Source organism: Streptomyces sp. NPDC002754 (assembly GCF_053592315.1).
The window spans coordinates 207,614-231,374 of the sequence record NZ_JBSFVM010000009.1 but is presented as its reverse complement, the minus strand read 5'-3'; the positions used below and the strand labels follow the sequence as shown (position 1 = coordinate 231,374).

Annotated in this window: 19 protein-coding genes; 10 read left to right on the top strand and 9 right to left on the bottom strand. The window is 71.6% G+C overall.

Going from position 1 to position 23,761, the window contains the following annotated elements:
- Positions 1-10: 10 nt before the first annotated feature.
- The 7 genes from ACWD2L_RS20975 (at position 11) to ACWD2L_RS20945 (ending at position 7,627) form a co-directional block, all read left to right on the top strand.
- On the top strand, positions 11-811 hold the full coding sequence (locus tag ACWD2L_RS20975; protein ID WP_351330631.1) for a sugar phosphate isomerase/epimerase family protein: 801 nt from the start codon (positions 11-13) through the stop codon (positions 809-811).
- Complete coding sequence (locus tag ACWD2L_RS20970; protein WP_451190474.1) at positions 808-2,157, top strand: MGH1-like glycoside hydrolase domain-containing protein; 1,350 nt, start codon at positions 808-810, stop codon at positions 2,155-2,157. The genes ACWD2L_RS20975 and ACWD2L_RS20970 overlap by 4 nt, the downstream gene beginning before the upstream one ends.
- On the top strand, positions 2,154-4,043 hold the full coding sequence (locus ACWD2L_RS20965; protein WP_351330971.1) for an amylo-alpha-1,6-glucosidase: 1,890 nt from the start codon (positions 2,154-2,156) through the stop codon (positions 4,041-4,043). Before ACWD2L_RS20970 ends, ACWD2L_RS20965 begins: the two co-directional genes overlap by 4 nt.
- Positions 4,044-4,091: 48 nt before the next feature.
- Positions 4,092-4,769, top strand: a complete 678-nt coding sequence (locus ACWD2L_RS20960; protein WP_351330972.1) for a uracil-DNA glycosylase — start codon at positions 4,092-4,094, stop codon at positions 4,767-4,769.
- Complete coding sequence (locus ACWD2L_RS20955) at positions 4,766-5,734, top strand: N-acetylglucosamine kinase (protein WP_351330973.1); 969 nt, start codon at positions 4,766-4,768, stop codon at positions 5,732-5,734. Before ACWD2L_RS20960 ends, ACWD2L_RS20955 begins: the two co-directional genes overlap by 4 nt.
- A 152-nt stretch (positions 5,735-5,886) precedes the next feature.
- Positions 5,887-6,822, top strand: coding sequence for a sirohydrochlorin chelatase (locus ACWD2L_RS20950; protein ID WP_351330974.1), 936 nt, complete (start codon positions 5,887-5,889; stop codon positions 6,820-6,822).
- Positions 6,823-6,976: 154 nt separating this feature from the next.
- A complete protein-coding gene (locus tag ACWD2L_RS20945; RefSeq protein WP_351330975.1) occupies positions 6,977-7,627 on the top strand; it encodes a class I SAM-dependent methyltransferase in 651 nt (216 codons plus the stop codon).
- On the opposite strand, the gene ACWD2L_RS20940 is transcribed toward ACWD2L_RS20945, so the two are convergent.
- The 3 genes from ACWD2L_RS20940 to ACWD2L_RS20930 all read right to left on the bottom strand — a co-directional run bounded on the left by ACWD2L_RS20940 (position 7,624) and on the right by ACWD2L_RS20930 (position 12,003).
- On the bottom strand, positions 7,624-8,664 hold the full coding sequence (locus tag ACWD2L_RS20940) for a lactonase family protein (protein WP_351330976.1): 1,041 nt from the start codon (positions 8,662-8,664) through the stop codon (positions 7,624-7,626). The genes ACWD2L_RS20945 and ACWD2L_RS20940 overlap by 4 nt on opposite strands.
- Before the next feature lie 61 nt (positions 8,665-8,725).
- The gene (locus ACWD2L_RS20935; protein ID WP_351330977.1) at positions 8,726-10,009 is read right to left on the bottom strand and encodes a nitric oxide synthase oxygenase; all 1,284 of its coding nucleotides are present in this window, start codon (positions 10,007-10,009) and stop codon (positions 8,726-8,728) included.
- Between the two features lie 503 nt (positions 10,010-10,512).
- Complete coding sequence (locus tag ACWD2L_RS20930; protein ID WP_351330978.1) at positions 10,513-12,003, bottom strand: FUSC family protein; 1,491 nt, start codon at positions 12,001-12,003, stop codon at positions 10,513-10,515.
- A 548-nt stretch (positions 12,004-12,551) separates the two neighbouring features.
- Here ACWD2L_RS20930 and ACWD2L_RS20925 point away from each other — a divergent pair.
- Positions 12,552-12,980, top strand: a complete 429-nt coding sequence (locus ACWD2L_RS20925) for a hypothetical protein (protein WP_451190516.1) — start codon at positions 12,552-12,554, stop codon at positions 12,978-12,980.
- A 172-nt stretch (positions 12,981-13,152) separates the two neighbouring features.
- Positions 13,153-14,112, top strand: a complete 960-nt coding sequence (locus ACWD2L_RS20920; protein ID WP_351330979.1) for a phosphotriesterase family protein — start codon at positions 13,153-13,155, stop codon at positions 14,110-14,112.
- Here the strand turns inward: ACWD2L_RS20920 and ACWD2L_RS20915 are convergent.
- The 5 genes from ACWD2L_RS20915 to ACWD2L_RS20895 all read right to left on the bottom strand — a co-directional run bounded on the left by ACWD2L_RS20915 (position 14,084) and on the right by ACWD2L_RS20895 (position 17,700).
- Entirely contained in the window at positions 14,084-14,317 is a 234-nt protein-coding gene (locus tag ACWD2L_RS20915; RefSeq protein ID WP_351331169.1) for a hypothetical protein, read from the bottom strand. The two genes, ACWD2L_RS20920 and ACWD2L_RS20915, sit on opposite strands and share 29 nt — an antisense overlap.
- Before the next feature lie 47 nt (positions 14,318-14,364).
- The gene (locus tag ACWD2L_RS20910; RefSeq protein ID WP_351330980.1) at positions 14,365-15,102 is read right to left on the bottom strand and encodes an HNH endonuclease family protein; all 738 of its coding nucleotides are present in this window, start codon (positions 15,100-15,102) and stop codon (positions 14,365-14,367) included.
- An 83-nt stretch (positions 15,103-15,185) separates the two neighbouring features.
- On the bottom strand, positions 15,186-15,767 hold the full coding sequence (locus ACWD2L_RS20905; RefSeq protein ID WP_351330981.1) for a hydrolase: 582 nt from the start codon (positions 15,765-15,767) through the stop codon (positions 15,186-15,188).
- 65 nt (positions 15,768-15,832) lie between these two features.
- Entirely contained in the window at positions 15,833-17,152 is a 1,320-nt protein-coding gene (locus ACWD2L_RS20900) for an MFS transporter (protein ID WP_451190512.1), read from the bottom strand.
- A gap of 92 nt (positions 17,153-17,244) precedes the next feature.
- On the bottom strand, positions 17,245-17,700 hold the full coding sequence (locus ACWD2L_RS20895; protein ID WP_351330982.1) for a MarR family winged helix-turn-helix transcriptional regulator: 456 nt from the start codon (positions 17,698-17,700) through the stop codon (positions 17,245-17,247).
- A gap of 173 nt (positions 17,701-17,873) precedes the next feature.
- On the opposite strand from ACWD2L_RS20895, the gene ACWD2L_RS20890 reads away from it, so the two are divergent.
- Positions 17,874-18,245, top strand: a complete 372-nt coding sequence (locus ACWD2L_RS20890) for a DoxX family protein (RefSeq protein WP_351330983.1) — start codon at positions 17,874-17,876, stop codon at positions 18,243-18,245.
- 21 nt (positions 18,246-18,266) lie between these two features.
- Here the strand turns inward: ACWD2L_RS20890 and pulA are convergent, their stop codons facing one another.
- Entirely contained in the window at positions 18,267-23,588 is a 5,322-nt protein-coding gene (pulA, locus tag ACWD2L_RS20885; RefSeq protein WP_451190465.1) for a pullulanase-type alpha-1,6-glucosidase, read from the bottom strand.
- Positions 23,589-23,761: the final 173 nt, after the last annotated feature.

Below are 23,761 nucleotides of genomic sequence, written 5' to 3'. Positions count from 1 at the left end.
ACCTCGAAACATGCTGAAGATCGCTGCCCAGGAACAGCTGCTGCCCGGCGAGAGCCTCCAGCGGAAGTGGGAGTTCGCGCAGGGCGCCGGCTACGACGCCATCGAGCTGCGCGCCAAGGGCGACCTGCACTTCGCTTCCCGGCTCCCGGAGTTGAAGCAGGCACTCAAGGACGGCGTGGTCATGCCGACCGTGTGCGTCGACATGCTGCACTTCTTCGGCGCCTTCGACGATGGGCTGCGCCGCGACGCGATCGCCCAGATGAAGTCGCAGCTGTCCGTCATCGCGGAACTCGGCGGGCTCGGCGCGCAGACCCCGGCCTCGTACGGGATGTTCTCGCGCCGGCTGCCCCCGTTCGAGCCGCCGCGCTCGGAGGAGCAGGACCGCGAGATCCTGCTCGAAGGGCTCACCGAGCTCGGCGAGCACGCGTCCGCCGAGGGCGTCACGCTCTACCTCGAACCGCTCAACCGGTACGAGGACCACATGGTCAACCGCCTTGAGCAGGCCGCCGAGTTGATCAAGGAGGTCGGTCTCGACTCGGTCCGGATCGGCATCGACAGCTACCACATGAACATCGAGGAGTCCGACCCCGCGCAGGCGATTCTCACCCACGCCCCCTACATCGGGCACGCCCAGGTCTCGGACTCCAACCGCTTCCAGCCGGGCGCGGGACACCTCGACTGGCAGGCATGGCTGGGCGCCCTGCACATCGCCGGCTACGAGGGGTACCTCGCGGCCGAGTGCCGGCTGACCGGCGACCCGGTCGAGGCGGTCCGCTCCGTCCCCGCTTTCCTCAAGGGGTCCGGCGCGTGACCGCTCTCCTCGACCGGCCCGCCCGCACCGCCGCCGCGGACCTGACCCTGCGGCGCGGTGCGGGCCGGGTCCTCCTCGACAACTGGGTGGGGACGAGCACGGTGCCGTCCCGAACTCTCTATCCGCACCAGTGGAGTTGGGACTCGGCGTTCATCGCGATCGGCCTGCGGCACCTGTCCGCGCGCCGGGCGCAGCGCGAGCTGGAGTCGCTGCTCGGGGCACAGTGGGGCGACGGACGGGTCCCGCACATCGTGTTCAACGCGGCGGTGCCGAACGGGGCGTACTTCCCGAGCCCCGACTTCTGGCGCTCGTCCACGGCGGGCGCCGGGGTGGACGCGCCCCTCTCGCCCGAGACGTCGGGCATCGTCCAGCCACCCGTACACGCACTCGCCGCCTGGCTGGTGCACCGGGCCGACCCCGCCGAGTCGCGGCGTCGCGGCTTCCTGCCCCGGGTGTATCCGCGCCTCGTGGCCTGGCACCGCTACCTCCTCGACCGGCGCGACCTGGGTGGCGGTGGCCTCGCTGCGATCGTGCACCCGTGGGAGCCCGGCATGGACAACAGCCCTTGCTGGGACGCCCCGTTGGCCCGCGTAACCCCGGCGGACCCCGGCAGCTACCGGCGCGCCGACCTCGACCACGGCCACCCGGCGGACCGACCGACCGACCTCGACTATGGACGCTATGTGCGGCTCGCCGTCGACTACCGCGACGCGGGGTACGACGACCGTACGGCCGCGCACCCGTTCCGGCTCGAGGACCCGTGCGTGAACGCCCTGTTGATCGCAAGCGAGTTGGCGCTCGCCGAGATCGCGGGGTGCCTGGGCGTCGACGCGGCGGCCCACGAGGCGCGGGCCGCGCAGCTCACCGACGCGCTGGTGACACGTCTGTGGGACGACGAGGCGGGTCTTTTCCGGGCCCGCGACCTCGTCGACGACACATTTGTGCCGGCCCGCAGCGTGGCGGGACTCGTCCCGCTGCTCGCCCCCGGTCTGCCCGAAGCGGTCGTGGACCGTCTGGTGTCGACGCTGGACGGCCCTGCCTTCCACACCGGCTCCACGGCCCTCGTGCCGAGTTACGACCTGACGGGCCCAGCCTTCGACCCGACCCGGTACTGGCGGGGCCCGGCCTGGTTCAACACCGCGTGGCTCATCGAGCGCGGGCTGCGCACCCAGGGCCGGCACCCGCACGCCGACCGGATCCGCGCCGCGTTCCTCGACACGGCGGGCACCTCCGGCTTCGCGGAGTACGTCGATCCGACCACGGGCGCGGCGCGCGGCGCCCGCTCGTTCTCGTGGACGGCGGCGCTCGCCCTCGACCTGCTGAACTCCGAGGAGGCAGCCCGATGAGCGGTGCCGCTCCCCGCACTCAACTCGTGCGCGACGCCACGTTCGCGCACCTCGACCCCGATGGGGGTGTCACGGGTACGCGCGGGGCCACGCCTGACGGGCTGTTCGTGCGCGACGCCCGGCACCTGAGCCGCTGGCAACTCACCGTCGACGGCAGCGCGCCCGTCGTCCTCTCCCCCACCGGGCCGGCCGGCGAGTGCGTACTCACTCCGGAAGGGACTCGCGACGCGCCGCCCGCGTACACCGTGTTCCGTCAACAGGCCGTCACAGCAGGCGAGTTCACGGACACCTTGCAGCTGGTCAGCAACAGCCCGGATCCGCTCGTCGCCGAGGTCGTCATCACCGCGGACGCCGACTTCGCCGACACCTTCGAACTGCGTGCGGACGAACGCAGCTACCCGAAGCCCGGTGCGGAACACACGGCTCACCGCACGGACACCGGCGTCGAGTTCGACTACCGCCGGGCCGACTGGCACGCGCGCACCGTCGTGTCCGCGGCGCCTGCACCCGATTCCGTACGCGGATACGGCCCGTACGAGCTGGTGTGGCGGCTGAGTCTGGCGCCGCACGGCCGGGCCGAGCTGCGGCTGAACGTCACGGCGCAGCCGCACGGCGGGCCGCAGCTCGCGGCGGACCGGGTTCGTGGCGGCGAGTATGAACTCACCGACGTATCAGGCGACTTGGGTCGTGCATGCGCCCAAGGCATTGCAGATCTGGACCTGTTGACGATCTCCGCTCCCGGCGTGGACGGCGAACCCGTCAGCATCCCGGCGGCCGGTGTGCCGTGGTTCCTCACCCTGTTCGGCCGGGACTCGCTGCTCACCTCGTACTTCATGCTCCCCTACCGTCCCGCCCTCGCGGTCGGCACGCTGAGCGCGCTCGCCGCGACGCAAGGGCGGGAGTACGACGCGTTCCGCGGCGAGCAGCCCGGCCGCATCGTGCACGAGACGCGACGCGGCGAACTCGCCCACTTCCGCCAGGTTCCGTACGGGCGTTACTACGGGACGATCGACGCGACGCCGCTGTTCCTGGTGCTGCTGCACGCCCACTGCGAGACGACGAAGGACACGGCGCTCGCCACCCGCCTGGAGGCGCACGCCCGCTCCGCCGTCGACTGGATGCTCGGCGACGGCGGCCTGCGCGAGCACGGATATCTCGTGTACGAGCCGGACCCGAACGGTCTCGTCAACCAGAACTGGAAGGACTCCGCCGGCGCCATCTGCTTCAAGGACGGCACCCAGGCGGAGGGCCCCATCGCCGTGTCCGAGGCACAGGGCTACGCGTACGACGCGCTGCGCCGCACCGCCCGCCTGGCCGCGGAGGTGTGGCAGGACGGCGCGTACGCACGGGAGTTGGACCGTCTGGCCGACGAGCTGCGGGCGCGCTTCACCCTCGACTTCTGGCTGGCCGGGGACGACTTCCCGGCACTCGCCCTCGACGGCGCGGGCCGCCCGGTCGACGCGCTCGCCTCGGACGCGGGACATCTGCTGTGGTCGGGCATCCTCGACAAGGACCGCGCGCGACGCGTGGGAGCGCGACTCCTCGAACCGGACTTCTTCTCCGGCTGGGCGATCCGCACGCTCGCCGCGGGTCAACGCCCCTACCACCCGCTGTCGTACCACCGCGGCAGCGCCTGGCCGCACGACAACGCCGTCATCGCGCTCGGCCTCGCCCGCTACGGGCTCGGCGACGAGCTGCGCCGGATGGCGTCCGGGCTGGTCGACGCGGCGGCCGGGCACGGGCACCGGCTCCCCGAGGTGCTCGGCGGCTACGAACGCACCGACGCCGCCCGCCCGGTCCCCTACCCGCACTCCTGCTCCCCGCAGGCGTGGGCGGCCGCGACACCGTGGGCGCTGCGCACCGCCCTTACCACGGTGGGTGATTGACGGCGGCCGGTTGAGGTGGGGCGCCGGGGCGGCAGTAGGGTGACGCTCGTGGCACCACGACCTCTGCATGAAATCGTCGAAGCGGGCTGGGCGAAGGCCCTCGAGCCCGTGGCCGGACAGATCTCCGCGATGGGGGAATTCCTCCGCGCGGAGATCGGCGCCGGGCGCACCTACCTCCCGGCGGGCGCCAACGTGTTGCGCGCCTTCCAGCAGCCGTTCGACGAGGTGCGGGTGTTGATCGTCGGGCAGGATCCGTATCCGACGCCGGGGCACGCCGTCGGTCTGTCGTTCTCGGTGGCCCCGGACGTACGGCCCCTGCCGCCCAGCCTCATCAACATCTACCGCGAGCTGAACGCGGACCTGGGCCTGCCGCAGCCCTCGAACGGGGACCTGACGCCGTGGGCGCGGCAGGGTGTGCTGCTCCTCAACAGGTCGCTCACCGTGGCCCCGCGCCGCCCGGCCTCGCACCGCGACAAGGGCTGGGAGCAGGTCACCGAGCAGGCGATCCGCGCCCTGGCCGCGCGCGGGACGCCGCTCGTGTCGATTCTGTGGGGCCGTGACGCGCGCAATCTGCGGCCGCTGCTCAGCGACTATCCGGCGGTCGAGTCCTCGCACCCCTCCCCCATGTCGGCGGACCGCGGCTTCTTCGGCTCCCGCCCGTTCAGCCGGGCCAACGACCTTCTCGAACGCCAGGGCGCGCAGCCCGTCGACTGGCGGCTGCCGTGACCAGGACCCCGGCCGAGTGGGTGCTCGGGGTGGACTCGGGCGGCTCGGGGCTCCGGGTCGCCCTCGCGCCGGCCGACGACATCGGGAGCGCGCTGACGACCGCTTCTTCCGTACCTGTACGTACGTCAGGGTCCGGCATCGACCCCGGGCACATGGTCGAGCAACTCGTGCCGCTGACCCGCGAGTTGCTGGGCCGGGCCGGTGATGTCGCGGTGTCCGCCACCGCGTTGGGGGCGGCCGGGATGGCGACGCTCGGCGACGGGCTGCGGGCCGAGCTGCCGGGGGCGCTCGCGCGTGAACTGGGCCTCGAACGGCTCGCGTTGGCCGCCGACGGAGTCACCGCGTACGCGGGTGCGCTCGGGCAGCGGCGCGGCGCGGTCGTCGCTGCGGGCACCGGGATGATCGCCCTCGGCACCGACCTCGGGAGCTGGCGGCGGGCCGACGGGTGGGGACACCTGCTCGGGGACCGCGGCGGCGGCGCGTGGATCGGACAGGCCGGGCTCGACGCCGCGATGCGCGCCTTCGACGGGCGGCGCGGCGGGAGCAAGGCGCTGCTCGCGCTCGCCGAGGAACGCTTCGGTCCCGCCATCGAACTGCCGGGCCGGATCTACCCGCGCACCGACCGACCGGCGGCGCTGGCCTCCTTCGCCCCCGACGTGGCGCGCTGCGCCGTCGACGACCCAGTCGCCGCCGACATCCTGCGCCGGGCCGCCGCCCATGTCGCCGAGGCCGCCGAGGCGGTCTGCCCGGCCGACGGCGGCGAGGTCGCCCTGACCGGTGGCCTTTTCAAGATGGGCGAGCCGCTGCTCGGCCCACTGCGGGACGAGCTGGCCGAGCAGCTCCCGCGGGCCACGGTCGTGACCGCCGCCGGCGACCCGCTGCACGGGGCTCTCGTGATCGCCTCCGCGCTCACCGCGGACGAACTCGGGCTGCCGCTCGACCGGCGCCTACTGAATGTGCCGTAATTCACTTCGAATACCCCGTCGAATATCCCGCACACCCCTCCGGACCAGGACACTTGCAGGATTCGTAACTGAAAGGACAATCTCGGACGGAAACCGCTCACCTGCACCCTGACCGAACAACGAACCCGGTCGAGCCAGTAGCATGCGGCGCCATGAGCACCCCCACTGGGCCCGCATCCGGCCTGCCCGTACGAATGCCGCGCCCCCGACAGTCCGGACGTCACCGTCGTCCGGAACCCGTGGCCGCCCCTGAGGGCGCGCCGTCTCTTGTGCTCGCGGTGCCCGGCACGCCCAGCGCCGCGACGCGCATGCTCGCCGACGAGGTCGTGAGCATCGCCCGTTCCGAGCTGCCCGGTCTGGACGCGCGGGTGGGCTTCGTGGAGGGTGAGCTCACCGACTTCCCGATCTCGGCGGAGTTCCCCTCGCTGGCGTCCGTGCTCGCGCACGCCGCGAAGGAGCGCACCGCCCGCTACGAGCAGGCGCTCGCGGCCGGTGTCGAGGCGCGGGAGCCGGCCGGGCCCGTCGGCGTCGTCGTGCCGCTGCTCGCAGGACCGGACAACGCCCAGCTGCGGCAGATCCGGCAGGCCATCGCCGACAGCCGGGTCGCCGCGGAGCTGACCGACGTACTCGGACCGCACCCGCTGCTCGCGGAGGCGCTGCACGTGCGGCTCTCGGAGGCCGGCCTGGCCCGCGCCGACCGCGCCCGCCTCTTCGCCGTGACCACGGCCGCGGACGGGATCATCCTCGCCTCCATAGGCGGCGAGGAAGCGGTGCAGGCCGCCGGGATCACCGGCATGCTGCTCGCCGCGCGGCTCGCTGTGCCGGTGATGGCCGCGGCGCTCGACGAGGAGGGGGCGGTCGCCGCCACCGCCGAGCAGCTGCGCGGTTCCGGTTCGCAGCAGCTGGCGCTCGCGCCGTATCTCGTCGGTCCGGAGCTCGATCCGTCCGTGCTTGAGGCTGCCGCCAAGGATGCGGGGTGTGCTGTGGCGGAGCCGCTGGGGGCGTATCCGGCGATGGGCAAGCTCGCGCTCGCCCAGTACGCGGCGGCGCTGGGGATCACGCCCCAGCCGGTTGCCTCCGGCGGCTGAGCGGTTGGGGGTCGGGGCTCGGGGCGGTGTCCCGGGCCCCGTTTTTGTGTTGGTTGCGGCGGATGTTGATTGTCCTCAATCGCCGGACGGGCTTGATTGCCGGACGGACTTGATTTGGCGGACGGGGGTGGTGCGTGGCGGTTGGCGTCGGTTGATGAGTCTTGACGACGCCCTCGTGACGGAACAGCTGGCTTACTACCGGGCGCGGGCGCCCGAGTACGACCGGGCCTATGCGGAACGGGCGGACCTGCGCGAGTTGTTGGGGGCCAGTGCCGAGTGGCCGGTCGGCGGGGACGTGCTGGAGCTGGCCTGTGGGACGGGGCAGTGGACCGCGCTGTTCGCGCCGCGGGCCACGTCCGTGACGGCCGTCGACGCGTCGGAGGAAGTGCTCGCGATCGCACGGGAGCGGGTCCACGCGCCCAACGTCCGCTTCGAGCGCGCCGATCTGTTCGACTGGCGGCCCTCGCGGCGCTACGACACCGTGTTCTTCGGTTTCTGGCTGTCGCACGTGCCACCGGCCCGGATGCCGGGGTTCTGGAACACCGTCGCCGCCTCGCTCGCGCCGGGCGGCAAGGTCGTCTTCGTCGACGACGGGCTGCCCATGGCCACGGACGAGGAGCTGTTGACGGGCGAGGCCTCCCCGGCGGCGGTGCGCGAACTCGACGACGGCAGCCGGTACCGCATCGTGAAGATCTGCCACGAGACCGAGGCGCTGACCGCGGACCTGGCCGCCCTCGGTTGGGCGGCGGAGGTCCGTCCCGCGGCTCGGAACTACCTGGTCGGCATGGCCGAGCCGGTGGTCTAGCCGAACACCACGCAGGACGGGGCCGGGACGGGCGCGCTGCCGCCCCGTACCGGGACCCCGGACTCCCGGTCGACCGTGAACCATGTGACGTCGCCCGAGCGCTCGTTCGCGGCGTAGAGGAAGCGGCCCGACGGGTCGAGGGCCAGGTCGCGGGGCCAGTTTCCGCCGCAGGGCACGGTGCCGTGGAGGGTCGGCCGCTCGCCGCTCGGGTCGAGGGCGAAGAGGGAGATCAGGTCGGCGCCGCGCGTCGCCGTCCACAGGAAGCGGCCGTCGGGGGCGACGACGAGCGCCGAGGGGTACGCGTCGTCGGCCGGCGCACCCGTCAGGACCGGGATCTCCGTGAGCGGCTTGAGGGCGCCGTCCGCGGCGTTCCAGGCGCAGACGGTCAGCGTGGGGGCGAGTTCGTTGAGGACGTACACGTAGTCGCCCGACGGGTGGAAGGCCAGGTGGCGGGGGCCGGAGCCGGGGCGCATGGCCGTTTCCTGGTGCGGCAGGAGGCCGCTGCCGTCGGGGTTCTTCGTGTACGTGCGCACCGAGTCCGTGCCCAGGTCGACCGCAAGGGCGAAGGCGCCTGTCGGGTCCGGCAGGATCTGGTGGGCGTGCGGGAACTGCTGGCGCTGTGGGTGCGGGCCCGAGCCCGTGTGCCGGTGGACCTCGGCCGCGGCCTCGACCGGGATGCCGTCGCCGCGCAACGGGACCGAACTGACGCTGCCGGAACCGTAGTTGGCTGTCAGGACCAGCCCGCCCCACACCGACAGATGGGTGGGGCCCTCGCCGTTCACCGGCACCAGCGGCGCGGCGAGCGCGAGCGGCGCCGAGTCCGTGCGGAACGCGGCCACCGCCCCGTCGACCGTCTCGCTCACCGCGTACAACAGGCCGCCACGGACCGTCAGATACGAGGGGTCGGGCAGCTCGTCCGTGGCGTCGAGGAGCGTGAGCGAGCCGTCCTTCGGGTCGGCCGCCGCGGTCACGATGCCGCGCCCGCCGGCCGCCGTGAACGATCCGATGTACGCCCGCCCTGCCTGACTCCCGGTCACTGCGTCCCCTTTCGGCGTGCGGGCCCGGCGCCCGTGCCGCCGACGGTAGCAGCGCAGGAGGTCAGAGCAGGTCCCGCCAGGAACTCGCGGGTCGTTGTGTGCGCGGGTCCTCGCCGCGGGCGCGGGTGTGGGCGTCGGGGTGGTGGACGTAGGCGGGGGTGCTCGGTTCGTCGTCGTACGTGCGGTGGAAGACCGGGGTCGTCGAGCCGGAGAGCGGCGGGACGATCCAGGACCAGTCGGCGCCGACGGCGCGGCCTCGGGACTCCTCGCGGGCGACGTGGGTGAGGAAGCGCCGGGACTCGGTGTGGTGGTCGGCCATCGTGACGCCCGCGCTGTCGAAGGAGTGCAGGACGGAGCGGTTCAGCTCGACGAGTGCGCGGTCCTTCCAGAGCGAACGGTCGCTGGTGGTGTCGAGGCCGAGGCGGTCGGCGAGGTAGGGCAGCAGGTTGTAGCGGTCGGTGTCGGCGAGGTTGCGGGCGCCGATCTCCGTGCCCATGTACCAGCCGTTGAAGGGCGCGGCGCCGTAGCAGACGCCGCCGATCTCCAGGCACATGTTGGCGAGCGCGGGGACCGCGTACCAGCGCAGGCCCAGGCTCGACCACCAGTCGAATTCCGGGTGTTCCAGGGGCACTTCGAGGACCGCGTCGGCGGGGAGGTCGAAGCAGCGGGGCTGCTCGCGCGCGTCGGCCTGGACGAGCAGCGGCAGTACGTCGAAGGGGCTGCCGTCGCCGCCTCGCCAGCCCAGGCGGCGGGCGTACGCGGTGAGTCCGGTGCCGCGCGGGTCTCCGACCACGTGGCCGTCGCGCTGGATGTATCCGGCGTAGCGGATGAGTTGGTCGTTCCAGATGCGGGGTCCTGGGTGGTCAGGACGGTCGGGGGCGAAGACCGTGATGAGCGGGCGGATGCGGCCGCCGGGGGCCGCCTCGCGCAGATGGTCGGCGCAGGCTTCGGCGATCTCCTCGGCGGTGCTGAGGTGCCGCAGGTCGCGTACGCGCAGGGACTGCCAGTAGAGGCGGCCTATGCAGCGGTTGGCGTTGCGCCAGGCGACGCGGGCGCCGAAGACGAGTTCCTGCGGGGTGTGGGTGTACGTGCCCGTGGTCGCGAGTTCCGCGTCGACCTCGGCGAGGCGGGTGGCCGGGTCGCCGAGGCCCTCCTCCGCGTGGTGCTGGCGGACGAACGCGGTTGCGGCGTACGCGACTTCGCCGGTTTCGCGGGGGGTGGCGGGCTTGGGGCGGGCGCCGTCGGAGGTGACCGGGCAGCGGTCGTGGCGGGGCGGTTCGGCGGTGTGCCGGTTCGCGGCGAGGGCCAGCCAGCCGGCGGCGTCCGCCGGGTCTGGCGCGGTCATCGCACCCCTCGCGTAAGTCGCGTTCGTCGCGTCCTCTGCGGCTCGTGTTCCGTTTCGGCGCAGGTTGCTACGCATGGTGCACCCCCAGCGGCTGGTCGTCGGCGCGCGGCCCGCTCCCGCACGGGTGTGCGCCCTGGACGTTCGATGGCGCGGGGTCTACCCGTCGGGCGAACTGATCCACCCTGTATGTGCCCCGGACACCTGCCTCAAACGGTGAGCCGGTGTCCACGCCGCTGCGAGACAACCACAAGTCCGCGCCGCTGGGCGGCTGGTTACGCCCCCGCGGAGGGCGCAGGGAACTGCGCCGGGGGCGCGCGCATCCGCCTGCGCGCCGCTGTCCCGTGCCGGGGCCGCATGTCTGGCCCACCCCGCCCCTTCCCGAAAGTCCTGCCGGGCGGGCCTGCTCAAACGCCGCAGGGGCTTGATGCTCAAGCCCCTGCGGCAAAATCAAGCCCCGCCGGCGATTGAGGCGCGGGGTCCGGGGCGGAGCCCCGTGGCGTGGGCTACGTGCCGCGGGCCCCGCGGAGGGGGACCGCCAACTCCACCAGCGCGCGCTCGATCGCGTGCAGGTGGGACAGGACCGGATGCTCCGCGTCCGCGATCCGCGGCGCCTCGACCACCACGCGAGCACACGGCGCCCCCGCCACAAGCACCTCTACCGCCCCCTCCACCCGCTGACACGCCGCCGCGAGCCGCCCATCGTGCGACGCCTCCGGATCCGCGGCGACGGACGCGAGCCCGCGCACCTCACGCGCACAGTCGTCGAGCAGCGCGAGTATGTGCCGGGCCCGCCCCTTGCGGCCCTTCACGGGACTCAGCGGATGCACGAGCGGCGACAGCGACAGACGTACCCGCCCGAGAATGTGCTCGAGCTCCGCGACGCGCGACGCCGGATCGGCGCCCACGTCACCACCCAGCCGCGCCGCCGCCTCGGCAGTACACGCGTGCACGCACCGCAGGGCCCGCTCGACCCACGCCTCGGTGACGGAGTGCGTGGTCACGGGCAGCAGGAGCAGCACCGCGAGCACGGCGCCGAGCGAACCGACCGCCGTCTCCCCCACCCGGAGGGCCAGCAGCGCCGGGTCGAGTACGCCGAGGAGCCCGTACAGCATGCTCGCCATCACGGTGACCGCGAGCATCATCCACGTGTACGAGACGTGGGCGGTGTAGAAGATCCCGAAGACGCTGACCGCGACGATCACGGCGGCGGCCACCGCGTGGTCGTGCAGCGGGACGGCGACCAGGAAGCCGAGGACGATGCCGAGCGCCGTCCCCAGGAACCGCCGGAAGCCCCGCACCACCGTCTCCCCGCGCGACGTCGTCGCCACGAACACCCACCACGTGGCGCCCACGGCCCAGTACCACCGCTGGTCGGAGAGCAACTGCCCGATGCCGAGCGCGAATCCCGCCCCCACGGTCGCCTGCACGGCCTGCCTCGTCGTGATCCGCGCGAGCCCCGTGCCCCCGGTCGGCGCGGGCACGCCGACGGGAGCCGGGAGCCGCCGCTCGTAGCACCACACCCCGAACCGGACGACCGCCGCCGCGCCGAGCGACATCAGCACCGCGACGTACAGCTCGGGCAGTTGCCGCGGCACGGTGTGCAGGAACTGGGCGGCGAAGAAGGTCATGAACGCGAAGACGCCGAGCGAGTGCCCGCGCGGCCCCCACCGCCGCGCGTACACGCCCGCGCCGACCACGGCGAGGAAGGCGAGGTCGCGCGCGAGGGGTACGTCATGGAGCACGGCCGCGAGCGCGAGCACCGGCAGCCCGACCAGCGGCAGCAACGCCGTCGTCACCGCCTGCCCGCGCACCGTCGCGTCGGTCACCGTGAACAGCGCGAGCAGCGCGGCGAGGCCGCCCGTGATCGCGCCCGTCAGCGACTGCCCGACCGCGCCGCACAGTGCGACGGCGAGCCCGATCCCCAGCACGGCCCGCGCCGCGAACCGCAGCCGCATCCGCCCCGGATCCGCCACCACGAACGCCCTCTTCAGCAAAGTGCCCCGCCCCTTCGATCGGTCGACCTGCGCACGCATGAGAAAGGCGCCGCGGAGATCCCTCGGGATCCGCAGCGCCATCGACACGCACATCTCAGCACCTGAGGGGCCGATGGTTCAAGAGAGGTCGAATTCACTGATCCATCGGCCCACCAGAGGCGCCGGTCGGCCAGCCACTACCGAGCCATCGGCTCACCGCAGGGGCCGTGGGGCAGGGCGGTGGTGTCTCCGGTCCGGCGGACGACGACGTCGGGGCGCGATGCGACATCATCACGACGTGCGGGGCACCCTCGACCTCGTGGTGCACCCCGCGATTGAGCCCGCGATGCGCAACGTGTGTGAAGTGACGGTGAAGCGGGTTTCGGCCGCTCGGGACGGGCAACATGCCGCCCGTGACTCACCCCAGCGACGGCATTGGGAACAATGCCCCATACGGATCCAGCCCGAACAGGCCCCCATATAGGGGCCCTTATCCCGCACAAGGCGGAGACACCGACCCCATGCACGGCGGCCCCGGCGCCCCGTACGACGGTGGTCCCCGCGCCCCGATGCACGGCGACCAACGCGCCCCGTACGTCGGGCCCCCGCAGCCCGCCTACCGACAGGGCCCGGACGCGCCGTACGAACCCGTCCCGCACACCGGTTACGGCCAGAACTCCGGGTTCACCGCGTCCGGCCGCCCGGTGCGCAACCGCAGCGGACGTGGCGCGGACCGTCTCGCGCTGATCGTGCACACTCTCGCCGACATCGCCGCGGTCTTCCTCGGCCTCTGGATCCTGCTGTACCTGCTCGACGCGAACCAGTCGAACGTGTTCGTCGAGTTCGTGCACGGCATGGCCGACTGGCTGTCCGGCTGGTCGCAGGACATCTTCACCATGGACACCGAGGGGCTGCGCGTCCTCTTCAACAACGCACTGCCCGCGGTGATCTATCTCGTGGTGGGCCACGGCGTCGCCGCCTGGATCCGCCGCCTCTGAGTCGCTCGTCGGCCTGGCTTCGGGGCGGCCCCCAACGCCCTGGAGACTCCGCCGACGGGCCTCTTTCGATCACACCCTGCCGCACACCTTGACGCACGCGGGCACCCGGCGGGACGCTCGGCTCACCTTGAACCCGACGTCAACTCCGACGTCCACAGCGAGAGGCGCGCCGATGACGCAGGTCTGGACGGTCCGCGGCCCGATCGACGCCGACCGACTCGGGAACGTACTCGTCCACGAGCACGTCGTCATCGTCGGCGAGGAGTTCCGGCAGAACTACGCGCAGTGGGACGAGCAGGCCGTCGTCGACGACGCCGTCGCCCAGCTGAACGAGCTCAAGGGGCTCGGCATCGACACGATCCTCGACCCGACGGTGCTCGGCCTCGGCCGGTACATCCCCCGCGTCCAGAAGATCGCCGCGCGCACGGACCTCAACATCGTCCCCGCGACCGGTCTCTACACGTACGACGACCTGCCGTTCCAGTTCCATTACAACGGCCCCGGCACCTTGTTCGGCGGCCCCGAGCCGCTCGTCGACCTCTTCGTGAAGGATCTGACCCAGGGCATCGCGGACACCGGTGTGCGCGCCGCGTTCCTCAAGTGCGCCATCGAGGAACAGGGCCTCACCCCCGGCGTCGAGCGGGCCATGCGGGCGGTCGGCCGGGCGTCGGTGGACACCGGGGCGCCGATCACCGTGCACACCCACGCGGCTTCGGAGTCGGGGCTCGTCGCGCAGCGCGTGCTGGCGGAGGAGGGCGTCGATCTGGCGCGCGTCGTCATCGGCCACTCCGGCGACTCCGCCGACCTCGACTATCTGACGCGGCTCGCCGACGCCGGCTCGTACCTCGGCATGGACCGGTTCGGGCTCGACACACCACTGACCACCGAGCAGCGCGTCGACACCATCGTCCAGCTCGTACGCCGCGGTTACACGGACCGGATCACGATCTCGCACGACGCCGCGTGTGTCATCGACTGGTTCGGTGACATCGACCGCGCCGAGGTCGCCCCGCACTGGAACTACCGGCACATCAGCGAGGACGTGCTGCCCGCCCTCGCCGGCAAGGGTGTCTCCAAGGACGACATCGACACGATCCTGCGGGTCAATCCCCGGCGGTACCTGGAGGGCTGACCGCGCCTCCCCCGTGTTCTACGCGGCGCAGCACCTCGGCGTGCAGGGCGGCCAGGCCCTCGGTCGGCAGCGGTGCCGGGCTGCCGGTGAGGGTGTACCACTCGTCGGCGCCGGTGTACTGGACGGCGATCCGGGCCCGGTCCCCGGTCTCCCCGATCGTGGCGACGGTGAGGTCTCCGGTGACCACGCCGACCTCGTCGGTCATGGCGCCCCCGGGCCCCGCCTTCACGTCGTCCTGAAGCCGTTCCCCGCTCACGCCGAACACGTCCCCAGCATCGTCGTCAGCTCCTTCTTCTCGGCGTCGGTGACGGTCAGTTCGTACGTCGACTTCACCGACACCCAGGAACGGGCGTACGTGCACCAGTAGTCCTTGGCATCCGGCCGCCACTCGTCGGGGCCCTGGTCGCCCTTGGAGCGGTTCGAGTGGGCGGACACCGACAGGAGTTGGGGGTGCTTCAGGTCGTTGGCGAACGACTTGCGCTGCTCCTGCGTCCACTGGTCGGCGCCGGAACGCCAGGCGTTGGCGAGCGGCACGGTGTGGTCGATGTCGAGGTCCCCGGAGTCCGTGAACTTCTCGCCGTCGTACACGCTCACCCAATTCCCGGAGACCGCGCGGCACTCGTCGTCCGTCTTCACGTCCTTGCCGTCGCGCTCGAGGACCGCCTCGCGGGTCGAGCAGCTGTCGCCCTGCTCCATCCAGTGCGGGAACTTCTCGCGGCTGTAGCCGGACATGGAACCGTGGGGCGCCACCTTCAGTTCGGCCAGCTCACCGCGGGCCTCGTCCGCGCTCGGCACGCCGGGGAGGGTGCCCTCCTGCGCGGGGGCTCCGGTGGTCGCGCCCGCCGACGTCGAGGGCTCGGAGCCGTGCGCCGAGTCCTCGGACCCGCCGTCGCCCACCCCCTGGCATCCCGCGAGCAACAGCACCGCGAGCGCGGCCGGCGCCGCCGACCGCCCCAACCGCCCGAACCACGTACGTTCCCGAAACCCCATGCCCCGCAACTGCCTTCCGTCGACCGCTTCGAACACTCGAAGCGTACGGTGCGGTCGACGGGGCGTCAGGGACCGGGCGCGGCTCAGTGAGTCGGGGCCAGCAGCTTCAGCACCTCGTCCGTCGTGCCGGTCTCGCCGAGCCGCGGGAAGATCCGCTCGACGCTGCCGCGGTGTCCTTCCGGGTCGAGGTCGGTCATGGCGTCGGTGGCGAGGGTGACGTGGTAGCCGTGCTCGTGGGCGGCGCGGGCCGTGGACTCGACGCCGATGCTGGTGGCGACGCCGGTCAGGACGACCTGGGTGACACCACGGCGGCGCAGCTGAAGGTCGAGGTCGGTGCCGTAGAACGCCGACCAGTTCCGCTTCGTGACGGTGATGTCCTCGGGGTGCCCGGCGAGCGCGTCGGTGACCTCGTCCCACCCCTCGGGCATGGCACGGCCACCGCTGGGCGTCTCGGTGCGTCCGGGCGTCGCGTCGGAGCCGTCGGCGGCGAAGGTGACCCGGACGAGGACGACCGGGAGTCCTGCGGCGCGGAAGGCGTCGGCGAGGCGGGCGCTGCGGTCGACGACGTCGGACACGGTGTGCGGGGCGCCGGACACGCCCATGAGGCCCTTCTGGAGGTCGACGACGACGAGGGCGGACTTGGGGTCGAGCGTGGTGAGAGACACGTGGGATTCCTTACGGATGTGCGGAGTTGAATGGGTGGTGTGTGGTTCGGGGCGGGACTGAGCGGTCAGTCCCGGCCGATGCGGCGCAGTGCCCGGTCGGCCACGGTCACCAGGAGCAGCAGCACGGAGACGACGACCAGCATCCAGGCCAGCTCGTGCAGCCCTGCCGTGTTGGCGCCGCTCTTGAAGAACGCGGCGTTCGCGGCGGAGGCGAGCAGCGCGCCGAGGTAGCTGAACGTACGCAGCAGTCCGGCGGACGCGCCCGTGCGCTCCGGGTCGGCCTGGGCGTAGAGGGCGTTCTGGTTGGCGAGGCCGATGAGGCCCTGCGGGATGCCGAAGATCGCGCCGATGACGACGAGGAGCCAGATCGGGCTGCCGGAGTTGAGCCCCAACAGGGCTGCCACTCCGACGAGTTGGGCGAGGCCGCCGACGAACAGCTTGCCCCGTACCTGCGGGTGGCGTCCGGTGAGGACGGTGACACCGATGGCCATCAGGGACATCGGGAGCAGCAGCAGACCGGCCTGTTCGGGGCCGAGGCCGCGGCCGTCCTGGAGCCACTGGCTGTAGCCGTACAGGAACGCGTACGACGTGGTGTACGCGAGGAGTTGACGCGCGTACGTGGCGAGCAGCGGAGTGTTGCCGCTCAGTACGCGCAGGTCGATGAAGGGGTCGGCGGAGGCCAGTTCCCGGCGGACGAAGACCGCGCCCGCGACGGCGCCGATCACCGGCAGGTACCAGTGTGCGGTCCCCGGCGACGTGAGGAAGAGCATGAACGCGGTGAGCGACCCGGCGAACAGCAGCATCCCGGGCACGTCCGCCGAATTCGCGGCGTCCGCCTCGCGGCCGGCCCTCACCGACTTCGGCAGCCGCAGCGCGCCGAGCGCGAGACAGGCGAGCGACAGCGGCACGTTGATCGCGAAGATGAGGTGCCAGCCGCCGAGGCCGATGAGTACGCCGCCGAGGGTCGGGCCGATGACGGCGATGACCTGGTTGGACACCGACAGCGCGGCGAGGATGCCGCTGGGGCTCTTCATTCCGGTGCGCTCGGACTCCGTGCGCAGCAGATACATGGAGGCCGGGTACGCGGCGGAGGTGCCGAAGCCGAGGAGTACCCGGGAGACGATCAGCAGCCAGAAACTCGGGGCGAACACGCCGAGCAGGCCCGCGGCGCCGACGAGTGCGGTGCCGAGCAGATAGAGCCTGCGCGGCCCGAACGCGTCGACGAGCCGGCCGATCACCGGCTGGCCGACGGCTGTGGCGAGGTAGAGGGCGGAGACGAGCCAGGCCGTCTGGGAAGGTGGGACGCCGAAGGCGTGGCCGATCGGGACGAGCGCGACCGCGAGCATCGAGGAGTTGATCGGGTTCAGGATCGACCCGAGGATCATCGGCGGGACGAGGCGCCGGTCGAATCCGTCGGCCTCGCCGCGCTTGCGCAGGCCCCGCCCGCGCACGCCCCGCACGCGCTCGGCTATGCCACTCACGCCTGCGTCACCTCGTCGAGCAGCGCCATCGCCGTGATCACGGCGCGCAGCTGCTCCGCGCTGCCGCGCTCGGCGAGCTGCCCGGCGAGCCACTCCTGACGGGCCCGGCGCACACCCTGGCGGCGCTCGCGCCCCGCGTCGGTGAGCGCGACCACGCGACGGCGCCCGTCCTCGGGGTCCGGGCGGCGCTCGACGAGACCGCGCTCCTCCATGGCGATGACGTGCTTGGCCATGGACTGCGGCCGGACGGACTCGATGGCCGCGAGTTCACTGGCGGTCGAGGGCCCGTACTTGTCGAGCCGGGAGAGCACGGACGCCTGGGCGGGCGAGAGCTCGCCCTCCGGGTCCACGTCGAGCGCCATCAGCTTGCGGCGGAGCCGGCTGATGATCACCCACACCTCGTCGGTGGCGCGGGCCGCGAGCTCCTCGACCGCTGCGCTGTCGTCGTTCATGCCTCCACGATAGATCGACAGCCCAGGCTGTGCAACTTTGGCTGCACAGCCTGGGCTGTCGACTCGCGGCCCTCGGCCAGGGGACTCTCGACTCGCGGGCTCTCGACGCCGGTGGTTACCGGAAAGTAGGGTCGTGCGGATCGCACCACGCTCCCCCGCCCCAGGAGGCTCACTTGCGCCCCGCCCGCTCCTCCCACCTCCTCGCCGGACTACTGGCCGGCGCCGGGGCCGCCCACTTCCTGCTCCCGAAGCAGTTCGACGCCATCGTGCCGCGCCGGCTGCCCGGCTCCCCGCGCACCTGGACCTACGCCAGCGCGGTGGTGGAGCTGGCGCTCGCGGCGGGCGTCGCCGTGCCGCGAACCCGCTCCCGCTCCGCCACCGCGGCCGCCGCGTTCTTCGTCGCCGTCGTGCCGGCCAATGTGAAGATGGCCGCCGACTGGAAGGACCGCCCCGCGCCGATGCGCCGCGCCGTCCAAGCGCGGGTTCCGCTGCAGATCCCGCTGGTGCTGTGGGCACGCAAGGTGGCGCGCGACGCGTCCCGCTGAGGGGCGGGACGCGTCGGACAGTCATCCGCGGCTGAACACGGCGACCGTACGTCCGGGGACCGTGAAGGTTCCTGAACTCCGCGTGTACGACGCCGACTTCACCGCGTCGTCCGCGCCACCGGCCTGCACCGGATGCAGGCGGAATCCGGTCCCGGCGGCACCGTCGACCGTCTGCTTCTGCCGCTGCGGTGTCGCGTTGAACACGATCACCAGGTCGCCGAGCCGCATCGTGATGACGCCCGGTGTCTCGTCCTTGCCGGAGAGCGGGAAGGAGAGCGCCTTCTGGACCTCGGCCGCCGTCGAGAGCTGGAAGTCCGGATCGGTGGTGCGGATCTTCAGCAGGTCCTGGTACGCGGCGGAGGTCCCCTCCATCTCCGCGCAGCCCGGCACCTTCACCGACGCCAACAGGGGCTTCGCGTAAGGCCACTTGGGCTCGTTATCGGCGGCCATCGGCAGGCCGCGGCCGAAGCCGTTGCCCGCGCGGCAGTCCCAGTGGATCGCGTTGAACCAGTCGCCGCTGTCGAACGAGTTGCGGTCGAGGGACTTCGACCGCAGCAGGTCGGTGCCCGCCTGCGAGAGCGCCGGGCCCTGGGAGAGGGCCGCCGTCGCCATCGCGAGAACCTGCATCCGGGAGCGGTTCGCAGCGGTCGTCGTCGCGGGCAGCTTGTACGTCAACGTGTCGTACAGGGACTCGTTGTCGTGCGCGTCGGCGTAGGCGAGGGCGTCACCCGGGGCGTCCGCGTAGCCGGCGGGCGCGCCGTTGTAGTCGACGTCGGAGCCCTTGACCGTACGCCCTCCGGTGTCCGTGAACTTGTAGTCCGCCAGGCTCCCCGACAGACCCACCTTGATGAGGTCCTGGTAGTGCAGCAGCCGCACCTTCTGCTCGGCCGAAGTGCCGTTGTTCTTCGAGGAGTTGGGGTCGGTGTAGAGGCCGGACGCGAAGCCCTGCACACCCGGGTCCTCGTCGAACGGCGAGCCGCCGCGCACCGCGTCCCGCGCCCGGTCGGAGAACGTGGCGATGCCGGTGCCCGCCATGTTCTTCTGCGTGGCCTGCACGAAGCGGGCGTCGTCGGCGATCTCGCCGAAGTTCCAGCCCTCCCCGTAGAGGATGATCTTCTTGCCGTCGACGCCGTCCTTGGCGAGTGTCAGCGCGTCGAGGGCCTTGCGGACGGCCAGGATGTTGGCCTTCGGGTGGTGTCCCATCAGGTCGAAGCGGAAGCCGTCGACCTTGTACTCGCGCGCCCAGGTCACGATCGAGTCGACGACCAGCTTGCCCATCATCGTGTTCTCGGTCGCCGTGTTGGAGCAGCACGTGGAGTTCGCCACGGAGCCGTCGGCCATGAGCCGCTGGTAGTAGCCGGGCACGATCCTGTCCAGGACCGATGTCTTGTCCTGTCCCGCGGACGCCGTGTGGTTGTAGACGACGTCCATGACGACCCGCAGGCCGTCCTCGTTCAGGGACTTGACCATCTTGCGGAACTCGACGGTGCGCCCGGTGCCGTCCGGGTCGCTCGCGTAGGAGCCCTCGGGGACCGTGTAGTGGTACGGGTCGTAGCCCCAGTTGTAGGCGTCCTTGCCGGCTGCCTTGCCGACGCACTCCTGCTGCTGATCGCTGTCAGGTGCCGATGCCTTCAAGTCGCAGTCGGGCGTGGCCTGTTCGGATTTCTTCTCGGGGATCGTCGCGATGTCGAAGGCCGGCAGCAGGTGCACGTAGGAAGTGCCGGACTTCGCGAGGGCGCGCAGGTGCTTCGAGCCGTCGGTGCTCTTGTCGGTGAAGGCGTTGTACGTGCCTCGGTCCTTCGCCGGTGTCGTCTCGTCCTCGACCGAGAAGTCCCGGACGTGGAGTTCCTGGATCTGCGCGGCCTTCATGGGGACGGCCTTGGGCTTTGCCAGGCCCGACCAGCCCTTCGGGGCAAGGGACTTGTCGCCGAGGTCGACGACGAGGCTGCGCTCCGAGTTGGCCGTGAGGGCCACGGAGTACGGGTCGGTGACCTTGTTCGTGACGAGTTTCTGGACGCTGGGCGCCCACACCCGCACGGCGTACCGGTACTCCTTGCCGCGCCACGCGGCCGCGGACCCGGTCGCCGACCAGGTGCCGCTCGCGTCGTCGCGGCGCATGGGCACGGTCTTGCCGGCGAGTTCGAGGGACACCTCACGGGCGGTGGGCGCCCACACCGACAGGGTCACCTTGCCGTTCTTGAACACCGGGCCGAGGGACGCCTTCTGGGCGGCGTCCGCGTACGTGGCGTCGAGAACACCCGCCGTCTGCACGCCGGTCGCCGCGAGCAGTGCCCCGTTCGCCGCCCGTTGCGTGGCGATGAGCTGGCCGCGCAGCGCGTCACGCACCCGGTCGCGGTCGCGCGGGTCGACGGTGAACGCCGGGTAGTCCTTGAGGTGCGGGTACTTGGTTTTCTGTGCGTCGGTGAGGCCGCCGGGGTTCAGGCGCAGCCACTGCCCCTCGTCACTCAGGGCGCCGTCCTTCACCGTGACACCTCCCTCCGGCGCGTACACCAGTTGCTGGCTGGTGGCGGCGGTGGCCTTCACCTTCCAGACGACGGTGTCGGCGTCGATCCACTGCGCCTCGGCCTTCGACAGGTCGAGGTCCGCTCCCGAACCGGCGGACGGCAGGAGGTAGTTGGTGTCTCCTGAGTTGAGCCACGCCTCCTTGCCATATGTGGCGAAGTCGAGGGAGCGGTCGGTGGCGATGTCCTTCTCGTCGCCCTTGTGCAGGATGTAGCTCAGCGAGGTCGCACCGTCGGCGAGCGGCACCTCGAAGGTCACGCCGTACGCGTCCTTGCCGGTGGGTTGCAGCGGCTTCGACCAGTCGGTGGGGTTCGCGGCGCCGGTCCAGGTGTGCAGGCCCCAGCCCTCGTAGTCGCCGTCGGGGCGGTGCACGTGGATGACGGCCTTCTTGGCGTCCTGCGGCGGGTACACACCGTCGGGCCTGGTCGCGGACTGGCCGTCCTTGCCCTGCTCGACCCAGACCTCGCCGGTCTTCCCGAGGTCGACGGTGCGCTGCGGCCCGTCGACCTCGCCGGACTTCTCGATCGTGTACGGCACCGAACTCGCGCCGTCCGGCACCTTCACCCAGGCGAAGGCTCCGTAGGCGTCCCGGCCCACGAACTCCGCCGAGGTGTCACCGGACGTGAGGTGCCAGTCGTCGTAGTCGCCGTCGGCACGCTTGTAGTGGACGACGGCGTAGTCGCGGTCCACGGCCGTGGGCTTCTCGGGCGCGGGCGCCTGCCCCGCCGTCGTGTCGGCGAGGGCGCTCGCGGTGCGTCCGGCGCGGTCCACCACAACTGCCTTGTACCGCAGGGTCGTTCCGGCGGCCACATCCTCCGGGACACGCTGCGTGATCTTGTACGGGGCGTGGTCGACGGAGCCGAGCGTGCGCCACTTGCCGTCGCCCACCTGAGCCGCGAAGACGACGCCGGCCGAGGCCGTGGCGCCGGGGTCGGCGGAGAGGGTGACCGTGCCGGTGGCTCCGGCGGCGGGGGCCTTGAGGGACAGCGCGGGCTTCGCGGCCGGAGCCGGGAGCTTGCCATCGGCGCGCAGGACGAGCGAGGACAGGGCGGGCACGGTGACCTTCACCCGACCGTCGGACGCCTTGAGTGCGCCCGAACCCCCGTACAGGGCGCGGAACTTCGCGGACTCGACCGGCAGTTCGACCGTCTTCGCCTCGCTCGCGTTGTTCACGGCCACGACGTACTCGCGGTCGTCGTCGCCGGTGCGCGAGAAGGCGTACACGGAGTCCTTCGCGTACAGCTCCTTCTGGGCTCCGTCGGCGAGGGCCGGGTTGTCCTTGCGGAGCTTCGACAGTGCGGCGATGGACGTGAACAGCGGGTGCTTGGTGTCGTACGCGGCGTCGGCGTGCGTGCGATCGGTGCCGAGTTCGTCGTCGTCGAGGTAGTCGGCGGCCTTCGAGCCGAACATGGTCTGCCGGGCGTCCTTGTCGCCGCCCGCGCCGGTGAAGCCCTGCTCGTCGCCGTAGTAGACGACGGGGTTGCCGCGCGAGAGGAACATCAACTCGTTGGCGAGCTTGTCGCGTTGGAGGAGTTCCGTGTCGGAGGCCTTCGGGTTGTCGGCCTTCAGGAAGGTGCCGAAGCGGCCCATGTCGTGGTTGCCGAGGAACGTGACCTGCTCGTACGCGTTCGCCTTGTCGGTGGCGTACTTGTAGTCGTCGGCGAAGACCTTGGCGAGCTTGTCGGCGCTCGCGCCCTGCGAGGCGTAGGCGCGGGCCGCGTCCTGGAACGGGAAGTCGAGCGTCGCGTCGAGGCGGCCCTGGGTGACGTACGGGGAGGTCACGTCGGTGTCGGCCGAGTAGACCTCGCCGAACATGAAGAAGTCCTTGCGGCCGTGCGCGGCGGCGTACTTGTCGAGCGCCGTGGCCCACTGCGTCCAGAAGTCCATGTTCACGTGCTTGGTGGTGTCGATGCGGAAGCCGTCGACGGCGAAGTCACGCACCCACTTCTCGTAGATCTTCTCCATGCCGGAGACGACCTCGGGCCGTTCGGTCCACAGGTCGTCGAGGCCGGAGAAGTCGCCGTAGATCGTGGACTCGCCCTCCCAGGTGGAGTCGCCCCGGTTGTGGTACATCGTCGGGTCGTTCAGCCACGACGGCACCATCTCGCCCGTGTTCTTCGGCGTGTACGGGAAGGAGTCGGCGTCGACCTTCGCCCTCACACCCTTGCTGTCGTCGAAGGGGCGGCCCTTGGTGTCGAGGTACGGGTAGGCACCCTTGGACCGGTAGCCGTACTTCTTCTCGGCGTAGTCGACCGTGTCGGCGGTGTGGTTGGTGATGACGTCGAAGAAGACCTTCATGCCCTTGCCGTGGGCCTTGGAGATCAGCTTCTTGAGGTCGGCGTTGCTGCCGAAGTGCGGGTCGACCTGCGTGAAGTCGGTGATCCAGTAGCCGTGGTAGCCGGCCGAAGCGTCCTTGCCCTCGCCCTGCACGGGCTTGTTCTTGAAGATCGGGGCCAGCCATATCGAGGTCGTCCCGAGGTCCTTGATGTAGTCGAGCCGGTTCGTCAGGCCCTTGAGGTCGCCGCCCTGGTAGAAGCCCTTGTCCGTCGGGTCGTAGCCGGTCGCGAGGCGTGAACCGGTCAGGCCGCCCTTGTCGTTGCCGCTGTCACCGTTCGCGAAGCGGTCCGGAAGCACGAAGTAGTACTGCTCGCGGGTGAGGTCGTGGCGGTCCTGCTCGGCCGCGAGCTTCGCGTCGGAGGGCGGGGCCGCAGGCGCGGCGGCGCGGGCGGCCAGCGGCTGGGCGAGTGTGACGAGGAGGGCGGCGGCCGCGGTGTACGCGGCGGCGCGTCTGTGCGGTACGCGAAACGGACTGCGGCTCACGTCGGGAACTCCTCGCGGGATGCGGTGTGTTGGGGCGGACCGGCCGCGCGCGTGGGGAGGTCGGGCCGGTCCGCCGCGTGACGTTAACGCCTGCCGTAACGCGACTGCAAGAGTTGCGAAAGAAGTAGCAAGAATTTTCAACTGCCCATTGACGGGGCGTACTCGCCTGCCCC